Below are 19413 nucleotides of genomic sequence, written 5' to 3' on the forward strand. Positions count from 1 at the left end.
ATTCTTTACAGAAAGGCCATGTCATGAGTTCCGATACGCACAACATCGTTCTGAAGTTCGGTAAGGAAATCAAAGGATCTTCCAGCATCAAAGGCTATGAGGACTGGATTCTCATCGACAGTTATTCAATGTCGAGCGGCCGGGCGCTGATGATGGTGAAAGGGACCCCGAATCGCACGATCGGTTCGGGGCAGATGTCGGAACTTTTGCTCAGCAAGACGGCGGACAAAGCATCGGCGGACATCTTCATGCAGTCGCTATGTGGCGATTCGCTGGGCGAAGCCACGCTGCGCGTTCTCGATGGCAGCATCAAGGATAAGCAGCGGGTCGTGATGGAGTTGAAAATGCATGAAGTGATGATTAGTCATTTCAGTTCCACGGCAAGCCTGGGCAGGCCCGTCGAATCGTTCCAGCTCAGTTTCATGAAGTTTTCGATCCAGACCAACCAGAGCGATGGCGAAAAGGAAATCGTCGGCACGCCGAAGGTGTGGGATCTCCGCAATAGTGTCCAGGGCTGATGAATATCAGGCGGATGCCGCCCGATGACGATCCGGGCGTATTCGCGCGCACCCTTTGCGGTCGCGGCGAGTTGTTGTTCGATCGGCTCAGGGGCGATGTCGCCGGAGACGGAAAATATGCCGGATGGCGATCCCAGCTAGTCGTATTGCAGCGCGATCTGTCGGCACTTTTCAATGCGTCCGGGCTTGGCTCCGGTGTCGATGGCATGCATCTGCCGCGCGTGACTCGCTCGGTGCTCAACTACGGATTGGGAAGCATGGCTGGCGTGGTTGTTTCCAGCGTCAGTCTGGAGGCGATCGCGCGACGCATACGACGTGCGATCCACGACTTCGAGCCGCGTATCCTGCGGGACGGCCTGCGCGTCTATCCCCTGACGCCGGAGGATGCGGCGGCGGGACGGCTGGTATTCGTTATCGATGGGTGCTGTCGATGCGTCGCCGGACCCATACCGTTCCGTGCTCGTTCCATCTGGGATACCGAGAGCGGTGCCGTCAGCGTTGCGGTCGTGCGCGGGGCCGCGACGGATGGATGACGGTTTGCTTCGTCACTACGAGGAGGAGCTTCGCTTTCTGCGCGATAGTGGCGTCGAATTCGCTCGTGCCTATCCCGCCGTGGCCAGTCGGCTTGGCCTGGGAGACGAGCAGACAGCGGATGCGGGTGTGGAACGGCTTCTTGAGGGACTCGCTTTCCTCACCGCCCGCATCCAGCGACAGATGGATGCGGGATTTCCCCTGTTCACCGAAAACCTGTTGTCGCTGATCGATCCCTCGGCACTGGCGATGGTGCCGTCGATGGCGGTGCTGCGTTTCGAACCCGATACCACCGAGCGCTCGCTTGCAGCAGGCTACCGGGTTCCCAAGGGCACGCCGGTGCGGGCGACAGCGGAAGCGATTCGCGATTGCGAGTTTCGGACGACTCAGGATGTGACGCTCTGGCCGCTGACCATCGACGATATCGATTTGCTGCATGGATCGGTATTGCGACTTCGGTTGCGATGTACTGCCGGATATCGGTTCTCGGATATGGCTCTCGATGAGTTGCCCTTGTTCATTCCCGGAAACGGGGCGGTGCCGAACGTTTTGTACGAAGCGTTGATCCGTCCTGCCGGTGTCTGTTATGCGGCAGTCGTCGACGAACCGGTTCACACTTTTTCCGTATTGCCCCCCGCCGATATGGACGAGGTTTATGCCGACCGGGGCAATATGGCATGTCGGATGCTCAGACATTTTCTTGCTTTCCCGCAAGGTGGACGATTCGTCCGTCTTAGCGGTCTGGCACCCGCGGTGCGGTCCTGTCATGGGGAGAGGCTCGATCTTCATATACCTGTCGGCAGTTACGCGAGCGCGTCGCTCCAAACGTTGGACGATCAATGTCTCGCGCTGTTCTGTACACCCGCTCTCAATCTGTTTCGCAAGCGTGCCGAGCGCATTCTGATCGACGGAAGAATCGACGACATCCGCGTGGTGATCGATCGTTCGCGACCGCGCGACTTCGATGTGTACGGTATCGAGTCGGTGCATATGCAGCGCAACGGCAGTTCCTGCACGCATCCGCTGCTACCCGCGTATTCGACAACGGACACCGATAACGCCACCGGTTATTACCGTATACATCGTTCGCCGCGCATGGAGGCAGGCGGCGACATGGATCAGGGGGGGTATCGTCACAGCGACACATTCATAAGTATCGTCGACGCCGATGTTCAGGCAGAGGCCGCAGGCTTAGGTGAACTGACTATCGTGGCCTGGTGTACCAACGGCGCGTTGCCCTATGCGATGGCGCACCGTGGCGGTGCGACGTTCGTTCTCCATGCGGGCGAACCGGTTCGCAGTGTCCGGTGCCTTGCGGGGCCATCGCGCGCGATGGCCCCGCCGCCGCCCGACCGCCAGTTGTGGCACGCGCTCGCCTATGTATCGCGAAGCTATCTGCAACTGGCGTGTGACGATGCCGAAACTGGAGCGGCCGCGTTGCGCGATCTGCTGCGTTCGCAGATCGATGGGGCGAACGCAGCGGCTGGCCGTCTGATCGCCGGTATCCGTGGTCTGCGTTCCGAACCGGCGTTCAGGCGGGCGCCCGGACCCGGGCCAGTCAGTTTTGCCAGGGGGCTGCGACTGGTTCTGACGCTGGATGACGATGCCTGCGAAAGCGTGGGCGCATGCCTCGCGGCAGCGGCACTCGAAGCATTTTTCGCACGCTATGCCGCATTGAATACGTTCACGGAGACGGTTCTGGAAACCACTCGCCGTGGCCGCGTGATGGATTGGCCGGCGAGGGCAGGGCGATGCGTCCTGTTGTAAAGCCCTCCCTGGCGCGTGCTCTCGATGCGCTGGAACGCACGCCGTGGCGTTACGATTTCTTCGCTGCACTGCGTTGGCTGGAAGCGGCGTACCCATCGGCCCCACCCATTGGAACGTCACGTCGACTCGACGACGACCCCGTGCGTTTCGCGCAGGCTGTCTCCGTCGCATTCGAAGCGAGCGCCATACGCGGATTCCGCCGTCGGGCCCACGCTGCACCTCGACTGGAAGTTGCTTTCTTCGGTCTCACGGGCGCAAGCGGGCCGATGCCGTTGCATCTCAGCGAGGAAATTCTCCTGCGCGGCATCGCCCATGACGACGCGATGGCGGCGTTCCTGGATATCTTTCACCATCGTCTTCTGTCGCTTCTCTACCGTGCGTGGTCCGAGGTGCGGCCGTATCCCCGGGGGCGCGGAAGGACGTCTCGGGACCGGTTCGCGGGGTATGTCGCGGCCCTTGCCGGCGACCCGTCGAATATCGCGCGCGCCGACTCTCTGCAATGCTGCGATCAGCGGCGGAGTGGCGACGACCTCGAACGCCGGTTGCGCGACCGGTTGCACGTCGACGCGACCATCGAGCCCTTGTCCGGATGCTGGACGCTGCTCGCGACCGCCGATCGTGTATTCGCAGGAGCTGGCAGGCCGGCATCCCTCGGCGCGACGTCGATACTTGGCCGACGCGGCTGGAATACCCAGCACGGATTCCGGGTGCGGCTGGGTCCGATGCCCTGGTCGGCGTATCGCGCGCTCCTGCCAGGTGGCGCCGATGGACGGATGTTGTTCCGTACCGTGAACGGTTATGTCGATGGCGGTATGCAATGGCAAGCCGTCCTGCTTGTCGACGACGCATCGTGTCCGCGCATTCGCCTGGGCGAACCGGTCGCTCTCGGGCGTGCATCGTGGTTGTGGTCGCGACGCGACGGCGGTCGCCGTGGCGCCTTCGTCGTCGACTCCGTCCGGCACGCCGTCGCGATGTGCGACGTAGGCGCCGACAACGATCCCGCCGGCGAATCGATCGGCGACGAACCTGCCGCTCCGTCCCCTCATCGATCTTCTTCTTTTGCCACGTACGCAGGAAAATCATGGTTGCCCAAGTCGTCTCCAGTGCCACGTTGAGCTGCTCGTTCGGGATGTCGCCCGGCGTGCTGACCGTGTCGCCCATCAGTCGCGTAAAGGTGGAGGGATGGCCCGCCGCCAACATCCGCGATCATCTTCCACTCGCCAACATTTCCTCATTCGGCTTGTGCCGCTGCCCCGCCAATCCTGTCGTTATCGCAGCGACGGCGGCGGCCATGGGCGCATCGACGCCCGGAGGTTGCGTACCGTCGACGTCCACACCGTGGATGCCGGGCGCGCCGGGCGCGACGACAGCGGGAAGCCCTTCGCTCGACGCCGCATCGACCTGTCTGTGCACCTGGGGCGGCAGTATCCGCGTTGTTTCACCCGGCACGGTACGATCGCATGTCGCGTGACAGCCGGAAACGGAAGACTCTGGCCGGGTTGAGGTGATCGATGGAATGCTGGTTGGTGCTGGACCGCATGCCTTCGCCGCTACGTGTATGCGAACTCGAGGCTACCGATGGTCTGAGCGAGCCTTCGGAATGCCACGCAATCGTGCTGGGTAACGGCAGCGACGTCGTGTTCGGCCAGCTACTGGGAACGTCCGCCAGGGTCGAACTGCGCGGAGACGCACGACCGCATCGTGGCTTTCAAGGCGTCGTCGCGGCGATCGTGCATATGGGGTGGCAGGGTGAGCATGCGCTTTACCGATTCACACTGCGCTCGTGGCTCTGGCTGCTGGGTCTTTCCAGCAACTGCCGGATATTCCAGCGGAAGACGCTGGTACAGATCGTCGACGAGGTTTTTGCGGCCTATCCCGCGACATTCGCATGGGAGTGCGTTCCCGACGATACCCCCATGGACTACTGCGTGCAGTACGGAGAGAGCGACTTCGACTTCGTAAGCCGTCTCCTCGCCGCTGCCGGTATCTACTATTTTTTCAGGCAAACACCGTCCCACGAGCAATTGGTCTTCGTCGATTCGCCCGTGGCGCATCCTGTGCTCGCAGGGGGCGAGTCGCGTCGTTGGGCGGCGGAAGGCCCGCCGGTCGACGATACCGTTCATGCGTGGCAGTCGCATGGCGAGATGACGACCACGTCGATGGCGCTGGTCGATTTTTCCTTCGACCGTGCGACGAGTCGCGAAGCCGCCGTCGTCATTGCCGGAGCGGATGCGGTACCGGAAGAGGCGCACGGCACGTACGGGCGCTACGAACATCCTGGCGGTTTTCAGACTACGGTGGACGGCGAGATACGGGCGCGTCGGCGTCTGGATGCCTTGAATGTCGCGGCTCGGCGGGCCACCGGTATGACGCCGGCGACGGACTTTGTCGCCGGCGGCCTTTTCGCGTTGACGGGCCATCCCTACGAAGAGGAGAACGGGCGCTACGTACTGACACGCACGCGTTACCGGATCGAATGCCCGCTTCCTCCGGGGAGCGGGCCGATAGCGCCGGCGCGTGTCGTTTGTTCCTTCGATGCGCTTCGCGCGACACGGTCATTTCGCGCGCCTGCCGGAAGAAAGCCCGTGATCGCCGGCGCGCAGACCGCCATGGTGGTGGGAGGGCCGGAAGGAAGTCTGGTGGTCGACAGCAAGGGGCGTGTCAAGGTCCGGTTCCATTGGGACCGCGCTGGCGAGGCCTCGGGCGATTGTTCGTGCTGGATTCGTGTCGTGCAGCCCGTGGCTGGCACATGCTGGGGCGCGATGTTCCTGCCCCGCGTGGGACAGGAGGTCGTCGTGACGTTCCTCGATGGCGATCCGGACCGTCCGCTGATTTCGGGTGGCGTATACAACGCGGGGCAGCGACCGCCGTACACGTTGCCCGACGAGGCATCCCGCAGCGGCTTTCGATCCCGGTCGCTCAGTGGCGACGAGGTCTATAACGAATTGCGTTTCGACGATCGCGCATCAGCCGAGCGGTTGCTGATCCATGCGGGCCGCGACAAGGCGACCATTGTCCGTAACGACACGTTGTCTTGCGTCGACAACGAACGGCATTGCACCGTGAAAGGAAATCGCTTCACGCGCACGTGCGGCGATGCGCATCGCGAAACGCTGGGAACCCATCTGTCCAGGGTGGATGGCGATGCGCACATCGACATCGGCGGTGAGCAGGTCGGCCGTGTCGGAAAGGGCGTGGCGCTGGATGTGTCGGGTGAGGGTCAGGTCAGCTTCGGTGCCAGTCTCGCCATTGCCAGCAGCGCGGATATCGATGGCAAGTCGGGCGGATCGATCACGCTGGATGCCGGAACGAAGCTGACCCTCCGCGTAGGTGCAAGTTCGCTCGTTCTGGACGCCTCGGGCGTGGCGATCAATGGCACGCAGGTAAGTATCGACGGATCGACCGGCGTCGCCATCAACGGTGGCGGTGCGTCCGCAGCCAACAGCGCATGCTCTCCGAAGATGGTTGCGCCACGGGCTCCGGCACCGCCTCGCATCCCCACTGATTAATGAGCAAAGGTTGAACAATGATCGATCGTGCCGACAAGGTCGTCTGGTCGGAGGGCATGTTTCTCCAGCCGCACCACCTGCAGCAGCAGGACCGCCATATGGCGGGACAACTGGCCGCCGCGTTGCGCGCCATGGGCACTCACGCGTGGGGATTCACGGAACTGGAAATCGACCACGGCGAACTGTCCGCGGGACGCGTGCGTCTGGCTCGCTGCGCCGGGATCCTGCGTGACGGCACGGCCTTTGTCGTCAAGGGCGACGCGGACGCGATGCCTTCCTGCGTATTGCCCGAAGGTGCGCGCGACATCGACATCGTACTCGCGATGCCACTGGCGCGACCCGATGCGGTCGAAAGCGAGGTGCGGCCAGGCCCGTCCAGTCTGGCGCGCTTTCATGTCGTGGAATCGCAGGTCGCCGATAGTCACCAGCACGGCGGCGACGTCGCCACACTGCAATTGGGCCGGCCGCATCTTCGTCTGATGACCGAGAGCGACGCGCAGGCGGCGCATACCTACCTCGGCATCGCGCGTGTCGTCGAGTGTGGGGATTCCGGTGTCGTCAAGCTGGATGCGCACTACGTTCCGCCCGTGCTCGGCTGGCGCGTGTCGGCCCGGCTTGCCACGCTGCTGCATTCGTTCCTGACGCAGCTACGCCAGCGCGTCCACGATCTGATGTCCGCGCTACGCGCACCGGGCTTTGGCGGTGTCGTCGAAGTGCAGCAATTCCTTCTGGCACAGACGCTCGGGCGCGCGGAGGCGACGCTTGGACATATCGCGGGACAGGCGGATATGCATCCGGAACGTCTGTATGTCGTCCTGCTGGCGTTGCGGGGCGAACTTGCCGTCTTCGAATCCCATTACGGAAGCGCGCCGCTGCTTCCCACGTACCGCCACGACCGGCTCGCCTCATGCTTTGCTCCGCTGGTCGCGGAACTCCGTCGTGCGATCGCCGTCGCTGTCGCTGGAAATGTCGTCGCGCTGCCAGTCGAAGAGCGCGCGTTCGGCATGCATCATGCCCGTGTCGGCGACGCGTCGCTTTATGCCGATGCGCGTTTCATTCTGGGAGTAAGCGCGCGCTTACCCGTGGAGCGCCTGCTGCAAATGCTTCCCGAATCGCTGAAGATCGGACCGTTCGAAAACATGCGGGATCTCGTCGATCTTCAATTGCCAGGCCTGCCGTTGCGCGCGATGCCAGGCGCGCCGCGAGAACTTCCCGCGTACCCGGGCTTCAGCTACTTCGAATTCGATCGCCAGCATCCGCAATGGATCGGCTTCGCGGGCTCCAGCGGGATAGGCCTGCATGTGGCCGGCGACTTCCCCGACCTTCGCTTTGCGTTGTGGGCTATACGGAAAGAGCGATGAAACGATTGTCGATACGCGCTCCCGTCGAGCGAATCGAATGGCGCAGTCTGTGCGATCTGGCGGCGGACGTGCTGCATTTCGCCACGCACCTGCGCGAGACGGCACACGAACCCGACCCCGGAATATTGCGCAAAGGAATGATTGCCGCATTGAACCGCTTTCGTTCCGAAGCGACGCGTCGCGGCGCGCCCTGCAACACCGTGGAGCAAGCCAGCTATGCACTTTGCACGCTGCTCGACGAGACGGTCGCCAGTACGTCCTGGGGCGCAGGCCGCTGGGCAACGACCAGTCTCCTTATGCATTTCCATGGCGAGCGTTCCGGCGGCGAGCGCGTATTCGCGATGCTCGATGCCGTCCGGCGCACGCCGCTTCGCGACGCCGAACTCGCGGAACTTTTCTACGTGTGTCTTGCGCTTGGCCTGCAGGGGCGCTATCGCATTCACCCGGAAGGTACCGGCAAACTCGACCGTCGCCGGGACCATCTGTATCGCCTGCTCGGCGATATCGCACCGTCGTCCGTGCCGGTCTGCGGATCGGCGAAGGCATGGCGCCGGATCGCGTCCGCTGTCGTGGCGATCGGTGTCACGGCGCTTCTCGCGACGCTGTATATCGTGTTGAGTTTTCGTCTTGGCGCCCGGCTGGATGCCCTGAAGATGAGGGTTGCCGCGATAGAGGCACCCAGGGCATCGGCACTTGTGCACGACATCGGCATTCGAACGCGAAGCATTGAGCACGCGCTGGCCGCTGACGTCGCGGCAGGCATGCTTACGCTGGATCGATGGGAGCACGGATGGCACATCCGCATCGCTGTTCGCGATCTTTTCGCACCGGGTTCCGCAAGCGTGGCGTTACGGCACGAGGTCATGCTGCGGCGCACGGGCCGCGCGCTGGCGGATTGGCCCGGCACCATCCGTGTCGTCGGTCACAGCGATGCATCGCCTCTTGCCGGGGGTGCCACCGCGAACCGGCGACTTTCCCTGCATCGGGCCGAGTCCGTCCGCGCGTTGCTTGTCGCGACATCGCCGTCTCCCGGCAGCATGCGGGCGGAGGGTAGGGGAGCGGAGGAGCCGCTATATCCGAATGACAGCGCCGATCGCCGTGCGGCCAACCGGCGCGTGGATATTTTCCTTACCCCTGACCCCGTGTCGGATGGCTCGCTATGAAGCGACGCAAAGACGACGATCCACGTCGAAGGGCATTGCGCGAGAACGTAAAGGCATGGCGCAGGCAGTGTCGCGAATGGCCGGGGATCGTTCACCTGGGCGATCCTGCTCACATCATGTTTCGCGACGACATCGCGAACGACGCCGATACACGTATCGTGCGCACGGGTGGCCATACCGTTCTGGTCGTTGCACCCCGTCTTTCGGGTCCCCGGGATGCCGAAGACGCGGCGTGCTGGCATGCGCTCATGGATGCGTTGCGCTGTGGACGACGACCGAGCGCGGTCGTCTTTGCCACGCCCGCCCAGGCGCTGCGCGGCGGCGGTACCGGCGAGCGCGTGGCGATGGCGCAGCGAGTGCGCGGCGCCACCGGCGATCTGGTCGCGGCGATAGGAGCCGGCGTGCCTTTGCATATCGTCGTTACCGGATGCGACGTGCTTCCAGGCTATATGGAATGGCGGAGCAGCGGCGACGCCGATAGCGACGGCATGACCGCATTACCCATCGCATGGAGCAACAGTGGCACGAGGGCCGATCTGGCTGTTCGCCTTACTCATATCGTCGATAACGGTCGCCGGCCATCGATCGGCCGTCTTCACCGGATGACGGATGTTGGCAGCCGTGCACGACTATATGCCTTTCCGCGGACATGGACGGCATTCGCGTCGGTCGTGGCGGCGTTCGCGGTCGACGGGTTCGGGGACGCCGACGGTCGTCGCTTCATGCGCCGTGAGACCATTCATTTCATGAGGTCGCCGGGTCGACCGGATAGCGATTCGCTCATCCATGTCCTGCGCGTAGCACGCGACGAACGTCGCCACCGCATCGGGAGACGGTGGCGAGGCATCGCGAGATTCGCCGCGGCGCTGATCGCCGTTGCCTTGTGCCTGTTCGGGTTGTCCGCCTATCGGGACGAGCAGGCCCGACTGGATCGCTTTACCGCGGTCATCCAGCAAGTGGAGGGAAACGGCGAGCGGTCTTCCCCTCCGGACATCGTCGCTACGCGCTATCTCGATGCCTTGCGCGACGCATCGATAGCGACGAGCGGAGGCGAGTCCCATGTCTTCGCTTCCGGTCACACGGCTGGCCTGATCGAGACCGTCGATGCAACTTACCGACGGGCGCTCCGCGACACGCTGCTGCCGCGAATCGTCGGGCGTCTCGACGCCGTGCTCCGATCGCCGGCGACAAGCGATCCATCCATGTTATTCGCCGCGTTGCGCAGTTACCTCGCGATGGCCGGTTCCGGCGTGCCCGATGCACAGGACATGGAATCATGGCTGCGACCCGGCCTCCATGGTCACGTGGAGCATCTGCTGAAAGGATGGGGCGCGGCGGATCGCATCGTTCCCGATACGCAACTCGTACGACGCGCCAGGGAAGTGCTGCAGCGAACGTCGGCCGTGCTGCGAATCTATGCGGATCTGTCGCGGCAGGTAAACCGGCACCGTCTGACTCCGGTGTCTATCGCGCGTATGACGAACGGCGCCGCGGCCGGATGGTTGAGCATGCGGAGCAACGCATCCATCAACGCCCCGATGCCCGGCCGCTTCACACGTGAAGGCCATCGTCTGCTGCTGGCGGGAATCGACGACGTTGTGGCAACCGGTGTCGCCGACGATGCGCTGGTCATGGGGTCGAATCTGTCGCGCGACCAGACAAAGGACGACGTACTCGTCCTCTACGGGCGCGACTACATCGCCGCATGGGAACGTCTGCTCCGCGACGTTCGTGTCGTCGCCGCGGATTCGACCGACGATCTGGCCCGAAGGTTTCATTCGCTGGCCCGCGACGACTCCGCGCTGTTCGCATTGATTCGAGCCGCTTCCGCCGAAACGACGGTCGATGACGAAGCGGGCGCGATATCTCGCCGGTTCGCCGGACTTCGCCATGCCACGGAATCGGGAAACGACGCGTGGGCGAACGCATTGCGTATCGCGCTGACCGATGCGGCGCTGGAGATCGATGCGGGTCGGCAGGCGACACGGGGAGGACTCGCCATGCCAGCGGCGGACGCGCTGACACGCTTGCCGCGAGTGCTGGCGCAGGGGCCGCCCGTGCTGTCCTCCCTGCTGGACGATGTGTTGCCGGTCGCGCGCCGCGCGGCGCGGCGGCAGACGGCCGATGCGCTGACGAAGGCATGGCCAGCGTCGCTTCGTTCGTTCTGTACCCTCGCCATCGCCGGTCGTTATCCCGTCGATCCGACGGGCGCTTCCGAGGCGACCCTGGCAGACTTCGAGCGAATGTTCGCTCCGGAGGGACTATTGGACACGTGGTTCCGCCAGCATCTGGAGGCCCATGTCGACACGCTGGCCGTGCCGTGGGCTCTGCGTGGCGAAGACGACGGTGAGCTCATGACGCCGGACGATCTGGCTGCATTCCAGCATGCGGAGCAGATCCGCCGGCACTACTTCGCGGACGGCACGAAACGCGTAGGCGCCGACTTCGAACTGCGTGCCGTTTCGATGGATACCAGGATCGGAGAATTTTCGTTGGTAACGGACGACGGCGAACTGCATTTCTTCGGCGAACCCATACGCCCCGTTACATTCCACTGGCCGGCCCGGCGCCTGGGTGGCAGGCTGATGGCGTCCCTGTTGCTGGCGGATGGGCGACGTATCGAGCGCAGCATGCGGGGCGACTGGACTTGGCTACGCTGGCTGGACGAGGCGGAAAGCGCGCCTTCGGCGGAGCCGAACGAGCGCACCCTGGTTTTCGATTTCGAAGGCTACGAAGTCGTTCTGGCGTTACGCATGGCAAGCGCCGATCACCCGTTCGGAGCGGGGGAGCGCGAGCGCTTCGATTGTCCCGAATTTGCCGCGACGCGATCGTGATGCCGTCGCGATGGATGTTGCCGGGTGAGCGAGGTAAGTCGGGAGCATGGTTGCGATCGCGTCGTTCCGGCAGGAAACACAGTGTGACGGCGACGTGTATGACATTCGTTTGCGCTCCGGATGTGTCCGGCGGTCCGCGAAGGCGCAGAATGGCGAGGCCAAGGCCACCACCAGGAGAACGACCATGATCGAACAAATCACAGGTCTGCCCGCGGGTACGCTGGGCTTTCGCGCGCACGGGCGCGTTACCGCTTCGGATTACGAAACGATCATCGTGCCGGATATCGAGGCGGCGTTCGCCCTCAACCGCAAGCTTCGTATCCTGTATCACCTGGGCGAGGATTTTTCCGGCTTCGAAGCTGGCGCTGTCTGGGACGATGCCAAACTGGGTTTCAGGCACTTCAGCGGATGGGATCGCGTCGCGCTGGTCACCGATGTGGCGTGGATACGGACCATGGCGCGCACGCTGGGTTTTGCCGTGCCGGCACAGGTACGCCTGTTCCACAACGGGGAACTTGAAGAAGCGAAAACCTGGATCAGTGAAGCTTTCGCCGATGCTTAGGCGATTCCCCCGAGCTATCGGGAGATGTCGACGTTGAAGGTTGTTCGGTTGCACAGCCCGGATGGCATCGCGGGGCTGCTCGCCGGGCGTGCGGTTTGCCTGGGTATGGCCGCGTATTCGGTGGAGCTGGATAGCGGCCGCACATGGTGTGCGATCGTTCGCCGCCCGGAGCGGCTGCTGTCCGTAAAGTTGCAGCTTCAGGTTTTCGACCGGTTCCTGGCGACACTTCAACCTGTCCGGTTGCGAGGAGGGTGTCTGGACGCGCACGAGTGTGCCGTGCGGATCGGAGGGTGCGGGCAGGGGTTGATGGAGGCGCTGATTCCGGTCGGTGCATTGCCTTTGCGAGGTCGACATTTCGTGATTCGCGCCGCCATCGCGGACACGACGGACGATCTTTACTGCGATATGACTGCCTGCGCGTATTTCTTCGATGGAACGCACGGCCCTCGATTCGCCGGCCTCTTCGTGATCGGCCACAGGCTGGGGCCATGCGTTCTGAATGATCTGTACGGCGGACATTGGGTGCCCGCGAATGCGGGTACCGATATGGCGTACCTGACTGCGTTGTACGGAACCCTCAAGGTCCGCGAATCCCCCGCTTTATGATCGGTTACGCTGCACGCCATGTATGACTCAGCTATCGCTGGGAAAATCCCACCCCCTCACCGTCATTCCTGCGCTGGGGCCGAAGCGACCACGTCGGGCAGGCTCGGTGCCGTGCGGACCGATGTACGACGCTACGGCGAAGAGCTGATCGACCGCAACCGCGACAGCCCGATGCACTGGGCTGGGTTCCTGCCTGTGCAGGATCGACGGAGAGGGGCAGGGGAGGCGCCGCGTGTTCGGAAATCGCTTGCACTGGTCTTTGAGTCGTGGTGTAGTCGGGACGTGATGACTCTCTTCCGCCCCTTCGCAGCCGCCAACGCTTCGCTTCCCGCGAACGCGTCCGCATGCGCGAATAACAATAACGCCAATAATAATGCCCGGAACATCGGGAGGGCCGGCGTTTAGGCGGATAGACATCCACCATCCATACGCGAAAGGCCCGCCCACGAAGCGGGCCTTTTTCGTTTCTGATCTTCATGAACGAGGAGCTGTGCCATGTGTTCGATTTTCGGGATGTTCGGATTGCAGCCGGGCGACGATACCGCCGCCCTGCGGATGCAGGCGATGGAACTGTCGCAGCGGCAGCGCCATCGCGGTCCGGACTGGAGTGGCGTCTACGTCGACGACGGGGCGATCCTCGTGCATGAACGACTGGCCATCGTCGATCCGGCCAGTGGCGCGCAGCCGCTGCGTTCGCCGGACGGCGAGCTTGCGCTGGCCGTCAACGGCGAGATCTACAACCACCGCGACCTTCGCCGCGACAGCGACTACCCGTTCACCACGGCGTCCGATTGCGAAGTCATCAACGCGCTTTACCGCGAACACGATGTGGATTTCCTCGACCGGCTCAACGGCATCTTCGCCTTCGCGCTCTGGGACAAGGCTCGCCAGCGCTTTCTCATTGCCCGCGATCCGGTCGGCGTCATACCGCTCTACTGGGGACACGACCGGGCCGGCCGGCTGTGCGTGGCCTCCGAGCTGAAGTCGCTGGTAGGCGTATGTGCCGACGCTACGGCATTTCCGCCCGGCCACTACTACGACAGCGAGCGTGGCGAGCTGGTGCGCTACTGGCATCGCGAATGGCGCGACTACGACGCGACCGCCGGGCGTGAAATCGATCCCCAGACGCTGCGTGTCGCCTTCGAAGAAGCGGTACACCGCCAGATGATGACCGACGTTCCCTATGGCGTGCTGCTGTCCGGTGGACTGGACTCGTCGCTGGTCGCGGCCATCGCGGCTCGATTCGCGCGCCGGCGCATCGAGGAGGACGACCGCGGCGAGGCGTGGTGGCCGCGGCTGCATTCCTTCGCCATCGGCCTGGAAGGGTCGCCCGACCTGGCGGCCGCCGCCATCGCCGCCGAGGCGCTGGGCACCGTGCACCACGGATTTCGCTATACGTTCGACGAAGGCCTGGATGCCTTGCCCGAGGTCATCCGGCATATCGAGACCTACGACGTCACAACCATCCGCGCGTCGACGCCGATGTTCCTGCTGGCCCGGCGCATCAAGGCCATGGGCGTGAAAATGGTGCTGTCGGGCGAGGGTTCGGACGAAATCTTCGGCGGCTATCTTTATTTTCACAAAGCACCGTCGGCCCGCGCCTTCCACGAAGAGACGGTGCGCAAGCTCGACACCCTGCATAGCTACGACTGCCTGCGCGCGAACAAGTCGATGGCGGCCTGGGGCGTCGAGGCGCGCGTGCCCTTCCTGGATACGCAGTTCCTCGATGTGGCGATGTCCTTCGACGCGCAGGCCAAGATGGTCGGGCGGCGGGGCATCGAGAAGGGCATCCTGCGCGAGGCCTTCGAAGGCATGCTTCCGGAGGAAATCCTCTGGCGTCAGAAGGAACAGTTCAGCGATGGCGTCGGCTACGGCTGGATCGACGGTCTGAAGGCCCACGCCGAACGTGTGGTCGGGGACCGCGAGTTCGCGGCCGCGGCCAGTCGCTTCCCGCACAACACGCCGGCCAGCAAGGAGGCGTATCTGTACCGGACGCTGTTCGAAAAGCATTTCCCGGGCGAGGCCTGCGCCGCCACGGTGCCGGGCGGCAAGTCGATTGCCTGCTCGTCCCCCGCTGCGCTGGCCTGGGACCCGGCTTTCGCGGCGGCAGCCGACCCCTCCGGCCGGGCCGTGCGCGGGGTTCACCAGGAGGCCCTGGCCGATTGAGCGATGCGGCGGTGCGGCAAGGGAGGCCTCTGCTAAACTTTCGGTCTTTAGCCGGCGCCTCCCGCGCCGCTCCATCGGGTAGCACTACATGATCGAGATCAATCCGATCCTGGCGCAGATCACGGACCTTCGGGGCCGGGTCGAGTCGCTTAGGGGGTATCTTTGACCACGCCGTCAAGAAAGAGCGGCTGGAAGAAGTAAGTCGCGAGCTGGAAAGTCCCACCGTCTGGGACAATCCGGCGCGCGCGCAGGAACTGGGCCGCGAACGCGCCCGCCTGGAACAGATCGTGGTCGGCATCGACACGATGACCGCCGGACTGGACGACGCCGGCGAATTGCTGGACATGGCCGCTGCCGACGGCGACGAGGACACCATCGCGTCGATCGTCACGGACCTTGGCCGCATCGAAGCCCAGGTAAGCAAGCTGGAATTCCAGCGCATGTTCTCCGGCGAACTCGATTCGGCCTCGGCCTTCGTCGACGTGCAGGCTGGCGCTGGCGGTACGGAAGCCCAGGACTGGGCCGAAATGCTGCTGCGCATGTATCTGCGCTGGGCCGAATCGCGCGGCTGGAAGGTCGAGATGATGGAAGTCAGCGCCGGCGAAGTGGCGGGCATCAAGTCCGCGACGTTCCGCGTCGAGGGCGACTACGCCTATGGCTGGCTGAAAACGGAAATCGGCGTCCATCGCCTCGTCCGTAAGAGCCCGTTCGACTCGGACAACCGCCGGCATACGAGCTTCACCTCGGTTTTCGTTTCGCCCGAAGTCGACGACGACATCGAAATCGACATCAATCCCGCCGACCTCCGGACCGACGTGTACCGGTCGTCCGGCGCGGGCGGTCAGCACGTCAACAAGACCGAATCGGCTGTACGTATCACGCATATTCCGACCAATACGGTCGTGGCCTGCCAGACCGAACGCAGCCAGCACGCCAACCGCGACCGCGCGATGAAAATGCTGAAGGCGAAGCTGTACGAGCTGGAAGTCCAGAAGCGCAACGCGGAAAAGGACGCGCTGGAAGCCACCAAGTCCGACATCGGCTGGGGCAGCCAGATCCGCAACTACGTCCTCGACCAGTCGCGCATCAAAGACCTGCGCACGGGCATCGAGCGCACGGACACGCAGAAAGTCCTCGACGGCGACCTCGACGAATTCGTCGAAGCCAGCCTGAAGTCGGGCCTTGAAGCGGGTTCTAAGCGGCTCGATGCGTGAGGGGGGCATGGATGCTGTCTTGAAGAACCTACAGGAGGTGGGAGATGGGAATTGGGGGCGCTCCGTTCGTCAGTTTCAGAGATCTGGAGGCGTGGCAGGAAGGCATGTTGCTAGTGACTGATGTGTATGACCTGACGAATGCGCTTCCATCTGCTGAGCGATTTGGGCTGGTTCAGCAGTTGCGTCGGGCGGCAGTTTCCGTTCCCTCGAATATCGCTGAAGGGCATGCACGTGGCGCCACACGCGATTTCATCCGATACCTTGCGATAGCACGAGGCTCCGTGGCCGAAGTGGATACGCAAGTTGAGCTGTCGGTCCGGCTTGGATTCGTCAGTCCATTTCGTGCGACCTCCACGCAGAATCATTGTGACAAACTTGGCCGTATCCTCAGAGGCTTGCGAAAGTCGCTAGAAAGCAAATTGGTGCACCGCTGAATCATGCGCCCCCATTTCCCACCTCCCATCTCCAAGACGCAGTCCCCATGACCGAAAACGCCGACCAGACCTCCGCCACGCCCGTCGCAGACGAAAACAAGCTCATCGCCGAACGTCGCGAGAAACTGAAGGCGCTGAGGACGCAGGGCATCGCGTTCCCGAACGACTTCCGGGTCGACAGCTTCGCGGGCGACCTGCAGAAAGAGTTCGAGGATAAGGAAGCCTTCACCGCCGAAGTCATCGAGGGCACGCCGCGTCGCGTGGCCGTCGCCGGCCGCATCATCCTGATGCGCGGGCAGGGCAAGGTCAGTTTCGTGCAGATGCAGGACGGCACCGGCCGCATCCAGCTGTTCGTCCATCAGGGCACGCTGGGCGAAGAGGCGTACGACACGTTCAAGCGCTGGGACCTCGGCGATATCGTCGGTGCCACCGGCGTACTGATGCGCACGAAGACCGGCGAACTCTCGATCAAGGTCGACAGCCTGCGCCTGTTGACGAAGTCGCTGCGGCCGCTGCCGGACAAGCACCACGGTCTTGCCGACGTCGAGCAGCGTTATCGCCAGCGTTACGTCGACCTGATCGTGACCGAGGAAGCGCGCCGTACTTTCATGCTGCGCTCGCGCATCATCGGATACATGCGCAAGTGGCTGGAAGAAGAGCCGCGTCGCTTCATGGAAGTCGAAACACCGATGATGCACGTCATTCCCGGTGGGGCGACGGCGCGTCCGTTCGTTACGCATCACAACGCGCTGGATATGAAGCTTTACCTGCGCGTGGCGCCGGAGCTTTATCTGAAGCGTCTGGTCGTCGGCGGCTTCGACCGCGTCTACGAAATCAACCGCAATTTCCGTAATGAGGGCGTGTCCACCCGGCACAATCCCGAGTTCACGATGCTCGAGCTTTACCAGGCGTATGGCACGTACCAGGACATCATGAACATCACGGAAGAGATGATTCGCGCCGTCGCGGCCAACGTCATCGGCAGCACGGAAATCGAGTGGGACGGCGCCGCCATCGATGTGGGGCCGGCCTTCCGCCGCTGGCGCATGGAAGACGCCGTGCTGGAACTGAATCCCGACATCCACGCCGACGACATTCGCAACCGCGAGAAAATGGCCGCGCACGCCGCGCGCCTGGGCATCCACGTCAAGGCGGGTTACGGTTGGGGCAAGCTGCTTCTGGAGATATTCGAAGCCACGGTCGAACACACGCTGATCCAGCCGACCTTCATCACGCAGCATCCGGTGGAAGTTTCGCCGCTGGCCCGCGAGAACGACACCGATCCGGGCATCACCGACCGCTTCGAGCTTTTCATCAACGGCAAGGAGCTCGCCAACGGCTTCTCCGAGCTGAACGATTCCGAAGACCAGGCCGCGCGCTTCCAGGCACAAGTCGACGCGAAGGATGCCGGCGACGACGAAGCCATGCATTTCGATGCCGACTACATCCGTGCGTTGGAGGTGGGCCTGCCGCCCACCGGCGGTCTGGGCGTCGGTATCGATCGTCTGGTGATGTTGCTGACCGGCTCGTCGTCGATTCGCGACGTGCTGCTCTTTCCGTACATGCGTCCCGAGGCATGAGTCCGATGTCGAGTTCTTTCGTAAAGTTGTTCGCGCTCGCGTTGCTGGTGGTGAGTGGTGTTGCCTGTTCGCGCGACGAAAGCGGTAAGGGTGCGGACGCCGCCGCGAACGTGCCGCCGTCCGGCAGTAGTGTCAGCCAGCCGCCGAAGCCCGTGGTGCCGGACGAAAACGCGGCGGTTCAGCGCGTGGAAGCCGCCATCGCGAAGAACAAGCTGACCGCGCTGAAACCCGAGTGCCTGAGCTACATCCCGTACGCCAGCGATGCGCAGGGTTTCATCGTGGACGTGCATGAACTGCATAACGAGGCCTGCGGCGGCGATCCCGCCGTGGCGCCGCGCCTGTTTTCATTCAACGTCGACAAGGTCAGCGGCCGTATGACGACCGACGCCGGCGACCCGGCCGAAGGCCTGTTCCACGCCATCGATTGATCCGGGGCGACGCCTGCGGGGCGGCGCCATCCAAGAGGAGAGCTTTCATGTTGTACGTCATCAATGCGCTCGATCACCCGAATTCGCTGGAAGGCCGCAAGGCCCACCGGCCGGCCCATCTTGCACGCCTCACGGCGCTGCGGGATGCCGGGCGTCTGGTCCTCGCCGGTCCGTTCCCCGCCATCGATTCGGACGATCCGGGCGAAGCCGGCTTCTCCGGTAGCCTGATCGTCGCCGAATTCGGCGATCTGGCCGCCGCGCAGGCCTGGGCCGAGGCTGATCCGTTCAGGATCAACGGCATCTATAGAGAAGTGTCGGTCCGTCCGTTCCGTCAGACCCTGCCATGAGTGTGGAAAAGGTCGAGCGCATCCGCGCCCTGCTGACCGGGGCGCTGTCCCCGGAATCGCTGGAAGTCATCGACGAAGGCCATAAGCACGTCGGCCACGGCGGGGAGGGGAAAGGACATTTCCTCGTGAAGATCGTCAGCGTGGCCTTCGCCGGCCAGTCGCTCATCGGTCGCCATCGGCTGGTCTACGGCGCGCTGGCGTCGATGATGCCGGAAGAAATCCACGCCCTGGCCATCGAAGCCAAAGTACCTGGCGAGTAAAAAGATTGAAAATCCAATGGGATGCGTCAGATTGCTCGCCTCCTGTCGCGTATACTCGCCGCATTGCGCCCCGTCGGTCCCTTTGGCAGAGTGACCGATCAGCCGGTCCCAAGGGGATGCCGGTCGCGTCCCA

Annotated in this window: 18 protein-coding genes; all 18 read left to right on the forward strand. The window is 63.5% G+C overall.

What is annotated here, in order from left to right; translation table 11 throughout:
* Positions 1–23: 23 nt before the first annotated feature.
* The 18 genes from AC3IR3_RS07580 to AC3IR3_RS07665 all read left to right on the forward strand — a co-directional run bounded on the left by AC3IR3_RS07580 (position 24) and on the right by AC3IR3_RS07665 (position 19280).
* The gene (locus AC3IR3_RS07580; RefSeq protein WP_489196317.1) at positions 24–518 is read left to right on the forward strand and encodes a type VI secretion system tube protein Hcp; all 495 of its coding nucleotides are present in this window, start codon (positions 24–26) and stop codon (positions 516–518) included.
* On the forward strand, positions 518–1051 hold the full coding sequence (locus AC3IR3_RS07585) for a GPW/gp25 family protein (RefSeq protein ID WP_489196318.1): 534 nt from the start codon (positions 518–520) through the stop codon (positions 1049–1051). The genes AC3IR3_RS07580 and AC3IR3_RS07585 overlap by 1 nt, the downstream gene beginning before the upstream one ends.
* Complete coding sequence (gene tssF / locus AC3IR3_RS07590) at positions 1044–2816, forward strand: type VI secretion system baseplate subunit TssF (RefSeq protein WP_489196319.1); 1773 nt, start codon at positions 1044–1046, stop codon at positions 2814–2816. Before AC3IR3_RS07585 ends, tssF begins: the two co-directional genes overlap by 8 nt.
* Positions 2801–3931: a type VI secretion system baseplate subunit TssG gene (tssG, locus tag AC3IR3_RS07595; RefSeq protein ID WP_489196320.1), complete on the forward strand. Its 1131-nt coding sequence runs from the start codon at positions 2801–2803 to the stop codon at positions 3929–3931. Before tssF ends, tssG begins: the two co-directional genes overlap by 16 nt.
* The gene (locus AC3IR3_RS07600; RefSeq protein ID WP_489196321.1) at positions 3898–4287 is read left to right on the forward strand and encodes a DUF4280 domain-containing protein; all 390 of its coding nucleotides are present in this window, start codon (positions 3898–3900) and stop codon (positions 4285–4287) included. The genes tssG and AC3IR3_RS07600 overlap by 34 nt, the downstream gene beginning before the upstream one ends.
* A gap of 40 nt (positions 4288–4327) precedes the next feature.
* Positions 4328–6325: a type VI secretion system Vgr family protein gene (locus AC3IR3_RS07605; RefSeq protein WP_489196322.1), complete on the forward strand. Its 1998-nt coding sequence runs from the start codon at positions 4328–4330 to the stop codon at positions 6323–6325.
* Positions 6326–6342: 17 nt separating this feature from the next.
* Positions 6343–7686 carry a type VI secretion system baseplate subunit TssK gene (gene tssK, locus AC3IR3_RS07610; protein ID WP_489196323.1) on the forward strand — a complete coding sequence of 448 codons (1344 nt, stop codon included), beginning with the start codon at positions 6343–6345 and terminating at the stop codon, positions 7684–7686.
* Entirely contained in the window at positions 7683–8849 is a 1167-nt protein-coding gene (gene icmH / locus AC3IR3_RS07615) for a type IVB secretion system protein IcmH/DotU (RefSeq protein WP_489196324.1), read from the forward strand. The genes tssK and icmH overlap by 4 nt, the downstream gene beginning before the upstream one ends.
* The gene (locus AC3IR3_RS07620; RefSeq protein WP_489196325.1) at positions 8846–11683 is read left to right on the forward strand and encodes an ImcF-related family protein; all 2838 of its coding nucleotides are present in this window, start codon (positions 8846–8848) and stop codon (positions 11681–11683) included. The genes icmH and AC3IR3_RS07620 overlap by 4 nt, the downstream gene beginning before the upstream one ends.
* A 184-nt stretch (positions 11684–11867) precedes the next feature.
* Positions 11868–12245 carry a SpoIIAA family protein gene (locus tag AC3IR3_RS07625; protein ID WP_489196326.1) on the forward strand — a complete coding sequence of 126 codons (378 nt, stop codon included), beginning with the start codon at positions 11868–11870 and terminating at the stop codon, positions 12243–12245.
* Positions 12246–12269: 24 nt separating this feature from the next.
* On the forward strand, positions 12270–12851 hold the full coding sequence (locus AC3IR3_RS07630) for a hypothetical protein (protein ID WP_489196327.1): 582 nt from the start codon (positions 12270–12272) through the stop codon (positions 12849–12851).
* 495 nt (positions 12852–13346) lie between these two features.
* The gene (gene asnB / locus AC3IR3_RS07635) at positions 13347–15017 is read left to right on the forward strand and encodes an asparagine synthase B (RefSeq protein ID WP_489196328.1); all 1671 of its coding nucleotides are present in this window, start codon (positions 13347–13349) and stop codon (positions 15015–15017) included.
* An 88-nt stretch (positions 15018–15105) separates the two neighbouring features.
* A protein-coding gene (gene prfB, locus AC3IR3_RS07640) for a peptide chain release factor 2 (RefSeq protein ID WP_132141387.1) occupies positions 15106–16231 on the forward strand; the annotation gives its coding sequence in 2 pieces (ribosomal slippage) (positions 15106–15180 and positions 15182–16231; 1125 coding nt in all).
* 104 nt (positions 16232–16335) lie between these two features.
* Positions 16336–16665: a four helix bundle protein gene (locus AC3IR3_RS07645; RefSeq protein WP_489225041.1), complete on the forward strand. Its 330-nt coding sequence runs from the start codon at positions 16336–16338 to the stop codon at positions 16663–16665.
* 47 nt (positions 16666–16712) lie between these two features.
* Positions 16713–18245, forward strand: a complete 1533-nt coding sequence (lysS, locus tag AC3IR3_RS07650) for a lysine--tRNA ligase (protein ID WP_489196330.1) — start codon at positions 16713–16715, stop codon at positions 18243–18245.
* A gap of 5 nt (positions 18246–18250) precedes the next feature.
* The gene (locus AC3IR3_RS07655) at positions 18251–18673 is read left to right on the forward strand and encodes a hypothetical protein (protein ID WP_489196331.1); all 423 of its coding nucleotides are present in this window, start codon (positions 18251–18253) and stop codon (positions 18671–18673) included.
* A 47-nt stretch (positions 18674–18720) separates the two neighbouring features.
* On the forward strand, positions 18721–19020 hold the full coding sequence (locus AC3IR3_RS07660; protein ID WP_489196332.1) for a YciI family protein: 300 nt from the start codon (positions 18721–18723) through the stop codon (positions 19018–19020).
* Entirely contained in the window at positions 19017–19280 is a 264-nt protein-coding gene (locus tag AC3IR3_RS07665; protein ID WP_489196333.1) for a BolA family protein, read from the forward strand. The genes AC3IR3_RS07660 and AC3IR3_RS07665 overlap by 4 nt, the downstream gene beginning before the upstream one ends.
* Positions 19281–19413 lie beyond the last annotated feature (133 nt).

It is taken from the genome of Luteibacter sp. GL_149 (assembly GCF_057834065.1).